Annotated in this window: 4 protein-coding genes and 1 tRNA gene; all 5 read left to right on the plus strand. The window is 72.0% G+C overall.

Features of this window, described 5'->3' with window-relative positions; all coding sequences use genetic code 11:
- The first annotated feature begins 310 nt into the window (after nt 1-310).
- The 5 genes from rpiA (at nt 311) to VFZ20_RS06335 (ending at nt 3,671) form a co-directional block, all read left to right on the plus strand.
- Nucleotides 311-1,012 (plus strand): ribose-5-phosphate isomerase RpiA, encoded by a 702-nt coding sequence (gene rpiA, locus VFZ20_RS06315; protein ID WP_329682994.1) that lies wholly within the window; start codon nt 311-313, stop codon nt 1,010-1,012.
- Complete coding sequence (gene rpe / locus VFZ20_RS06320; RefSeq protein WP_329682995.1) at nt 1,009-1,701, plus strand: ribulose-phosphate 3-epimerase; 693 nt, start codon at nt 1,009-1,011, stop codon at nt 1,699-1,701. The genes rpiA and rpe overlap by 4 nt, the downstream gene beginning before the upstream one ends.
- A gap of 64 nt (nt 1,702-1,765) precedes the next feature.
- A tRNA-Leu gene (locus VFZ20_RS06325) sits at nt 1,766-1,848 on the plus strand.
- A 238-nt stretch (nt 1,849-2,086) separates the two neighbouring features.
- Nucleotides 2,087-2,968: a tetratricopeptide repeat protein gene (locus VFZ20_RS06330; protein ID WP_329682996.1), complete on the plus strand. Its 882-nt coding sequence runs from the start codon at nt 2,087-2,089 to the stop codon at nt 2,966-2,968.
- Nucleotides 2,969-2,981: 13 nt separating this feature from the next.
- A complete protein-coding gene (locus VFZ20_RS06335; protein ID WP_329682997.1) occupies nt 2,982-3,671 on the plus strand; it encodes a YdcF family protein in 690 nt (229 codons plus the stop codon).
- The last annotated feature ends 266 nt before the right edge of the window (nt 3,672-3,937 follow it).

Raw genomic sequence — 3,937 nt, forward strand, 5'->3', positions numbered from 1 at the left:
GACGGAAGTGCTGTACGTGCCGGTGCGTCCGGGCTGCGAGTTCCAGCCCTACCAGCTGGACGTGAAGGTGGGCGGCGTGCGCGGCGAGTAATCGCCACCGCAGGACCGTTCCAACGGGAGGGGCGCCGCAAGGCGCCCCTCTTCGTCTTTCTCACCGGGTCCTCCCGCCGCCGGTTCCCTCCATTCTCTCCGCGAATCCCCATCCCGCATCGCTTCCCGGGTCGCAGAACGGGCCGGCGGGTGATAGGTTGCCGTCCCTTACGACCGTCCATCGGACGACACACCCGCAGAGTCAGATCGACACATCCCCATGAGCGATACCGAGGCGCTGAAGCGCGCGGCGGCCGAACGCGCCGCGGAGTGGATTCGCGACGGCATGACGCTGGGCCTGGGCACCGGCAGCACCGTGCGCCACCTGCTGGACGTGATCGCCGAGCGGCGCGCGGCGGGCGCGTGGCAGGACGTGGTGGGCATCCCCACCTCCGAGGACACGGCCGGGCGCGCCCGCCGCCTGGGCATCCCCCTCGCCACGCTGGACGAGCGGCCGCGCGTGGACCTCACCATCGACGGCGCGGACGAGGTGGATCCCCAGCTGCGGCTCATCAAGGGGCTGGGCGCGGCGCTGCTGCGGGAAAAGATCGTGGCCGCCGCATCGCGCGAGCTGGTGATCGTGGCGGATGAGTCCAAGGTGGTGGATCGCCTGGGAACGAAGGCGCCGCTCCCGGTCGAAGTCGATCCCTTCGGCGCGGCCATCCAGCCGGAGTTCCTGCGCGCGCTGGGCGCCGAGCCCGTGCTGCGCGTGCGCGACGGCCAGCCCGTGGTGACGGACGGCGGCAACCGCATCTTCGACTGCCGCTTTCCGGACGGTATCGCGGACCCGGAGGCCCTGGAGGCGCGGCTGGCGGTGCGCCCCGGCATCATCGACAGCGGGCTGTTCCTGGGGATGGCGACGGCGGTGGTGATCGCGGGCGCGGACGGCGTGCGGGTGCGCACGCGGGAGGGGGGCCGATGAGCCGGGTGAAGATCGCGCCGTCCATCCTTTCCGCGGACTTCACGCGGCTGGGCGAGCACATCGCGGAGGCCGGGGCGGCGGGGGCGGACTGGATTCACGTGGACGTGATGGACGGGCACTTCGTCCCCAACATCACCATCGGGCCGCTGATCGCGGCGGCGGCGCGGCGCTCCACCTCGCTGCCTATCGACGTGCACCTGATGATCGAGAAGCCGGAGCGGTACCTGGCCGATTTCGCGAAGGCGGGGGCGGACTACATCACCGTGCACGTGGAGACCTCGCCGCACCTGCACCGCACCGTGCAGCAGATCCGCGAGCTGGGGGTGAAGCCCGGTGTCACGCTGAACCCGGCGACGTCCGTCGATTCGATCGCGGAGATCCTGCCGTACGTGGACCTGGTGCTGGTGATGTCGGTGAACCCGGGCTTTGGCGGGCAGTCGTACATCCCCACGAGCACGGACAAGATCGCGCGCATCCGGCGGATGCTGGACGAGCGCGGGCTGGACCACGTGGAGCTGCAGGTGGACGGCGGCGTGGCGCCGGACACGGTGGGCGAGGTCGTCGCGGCCGGGGCCACGTGTTTCGTGGCGGGCTCGGCCGTGTACAACGCAAGGGCGAGCGTGGCGGAGAACATCCGCCGCCTGCGCGAGGCCGTGGACGCGGCGGGCGGCGGGCGCCCGAGACCGTAGACGGTCGGGCGGCCGCCGTTTATCTTTTATGGATGTGGATTGTTCGCCTCGTGACGATCCCCGCGTCTGGGTGGCGAAACTGGCAAACGCAGCAGACTTAAAATCTGCCGGGCTATGCCCTTACGGGTTCGATCCCCGTCCCAGGCATCCATCGGCATCGGCGTACCGCGCGGGCGGAGGCGAGCAATCGTCTCCGCCCGCGTCGCGTTCCCGTGCGCCGCCGGAGTGGAATCGCCGTGTTGAATCCAATTCGTCACCGGCGTGGTAGTTGTTGTACGCGGCGGAGCGCACCTTGCGAAAGGCGCGGCGGCGGGGCACGATTCCCCGGCTGGGGGGTGATACCCTCAGGCGGATGAATCGTGATTTCTGAAGGACGACGGAGCGGATGAGCGAAGACGGCGAGGCACGGGGCGCGGCGGAGCGGGCGGAGGTCATCGAGGACGCGGCCGCGCGCGCCCAGTCGCTGGGCGAGGACGAGCGCTGGGACGAGGCGTACGAGCTGCTGGCCGAGGCGCTGGAGGAGCAGGGCGACGATCCGCTCCTGCTGACGTGGGCCGGCATGGCGGCGCAGCGGCTGGGCGAGGAGAGCCAGGCGTACGACCACTTTCGCGCGGCGCTGGCCATGGAGCCCAGCGACCCGTTCGTCCTGGCGGCGGCCGGCAGCGGCCTTTCGGCCCTGGACGACCCCGCGGCCGAGGCCGCCCTGCGCATGGCGGCCCTGACGGCGCCGGAGTTTCCGTTTGCCCGCGCGGCGTACGGCGCGTACCTGGCCCGCGAGGGATTGTTCGGCGAGGCCATCGCGGAGCTGGAGGCCGCGCGGGGGCTGGCGCCGGAGGACGCCGGGGTGCACGCGGAGCTGGGCATGGCCTACCTGCTTGCGAAGCGGACGGACGAGGGGCTGGACGCGCTGGAGGAGGCCCTGTCGCGCACGCCGGCGGACTCGTGGCTGCGCGGGCTCTTTGGCTTGGCGCTGGTGGACGCGGGGCGCGGCGAGGAAGGCGCCGAGCAGCTGCACCAGGCGGCCGGCGAGCGCGACGACGACGTGGAGGTGCAGCTGCTCGCGGCGCTGGCCATGGGCGCGCAGGGGTGGGACGACCCCGCGTGGGCGGCCCTGGCCCGCGCGGAGGTGCACGCCGACAGCAGCGACCGCGAGCTGATCACGGAGGTGGAGGACCGCCTGGAGGCCGGCCCCGAGGCCGCGGACGAGTTCCTTCGCGAGGACCTGGGGCCCACCCTGCTGCGCGAGCGGCTGCTGCAGCGCGCCTGAGATACGGGAGACGATGCCGCTGGACGACGACGACGACCGCACGCTGGCCGGCCCATCCGCCGCGCCGCCGCCGACCCCGCCCGCGCCCGCGCCGGATCGGCGGCGCGCGCCGTTGCCCGTGCGCATCCTGCGCGGGCTCATCAAGCTGGGCTTGGTGATGCTGGCGGGCTGGGCGCTGTGCCTGGCTTCCATCCACCTGTGGGGCCGGCGCAACGAGACGCCCAAATCCGACGCCATCGTCGTCCTGGGCGCCGCGCAGTACGACGGCCGTCCCTCGCCCGTGCTCAAGGCGCGGCTGGACCATGCCATCGCGCTGTACAAGACGGGCGTGGCGCCCGTCCTGATCATGACGGGCGGACAGGCGCCGGGCGACACGGTGAGCGAGGCCGTGGTGAGCCGGCGCTACGCCATACGGCAGGGCGTCCCCGCGAGCGCCATCCTGACGGAGCGCGGGGGGATGACGACGGTGGAGTCCATGGAGGCCGTGTCGCGGCTGATGCGGTCGCGGGAGATGAAGACGGCGGTGATGGTGAGCGACCCGTTCCACATGCTGCGGCTCAAGCTGCTGGCGCGGCAGGTGGGGATCCAGGGATACACGTCGCCCACGCGCACCAGCCCCATCTCGCGCAACCGCTCCGAGGAGCGCAAGCACCTGATCCGCGAAAGCTTCAGCCTGCCCTTCGCGCTGCTGCAGGCGTTGTAGGACGGTACGGAGGTACGGAGGTACGGAGGTACGGAGGTGGGGCGGACGGCAGGCGATGGTGAGAACGAGGCGGAAGACCCGTCGCTGCGCGACGGGGGGCCCTCTCCCCCGACCGCCTTTTCGCTCGTTCCTCGCGACGGCGGTCGACCCCTCCCCCAACTTCGGGGGAGGGGTTGGAGAGGGGGCGAGCTCCTGCACCGGGGCGAAGTAAGCGCGTAAGCGCATTTCTCCCCCTCCCCCGCGAAGCGGGGGCAGGGGGTCGGGGG

The organism is Longimicrobium sp. (genome assembly GCF_036280135.1).
Classification (GTDB): Bacteria; Gemmatimonadota; Gemmatimonadetes; order Longimicrobiales; family Longimicrobiaceae; genus Longimicrobium.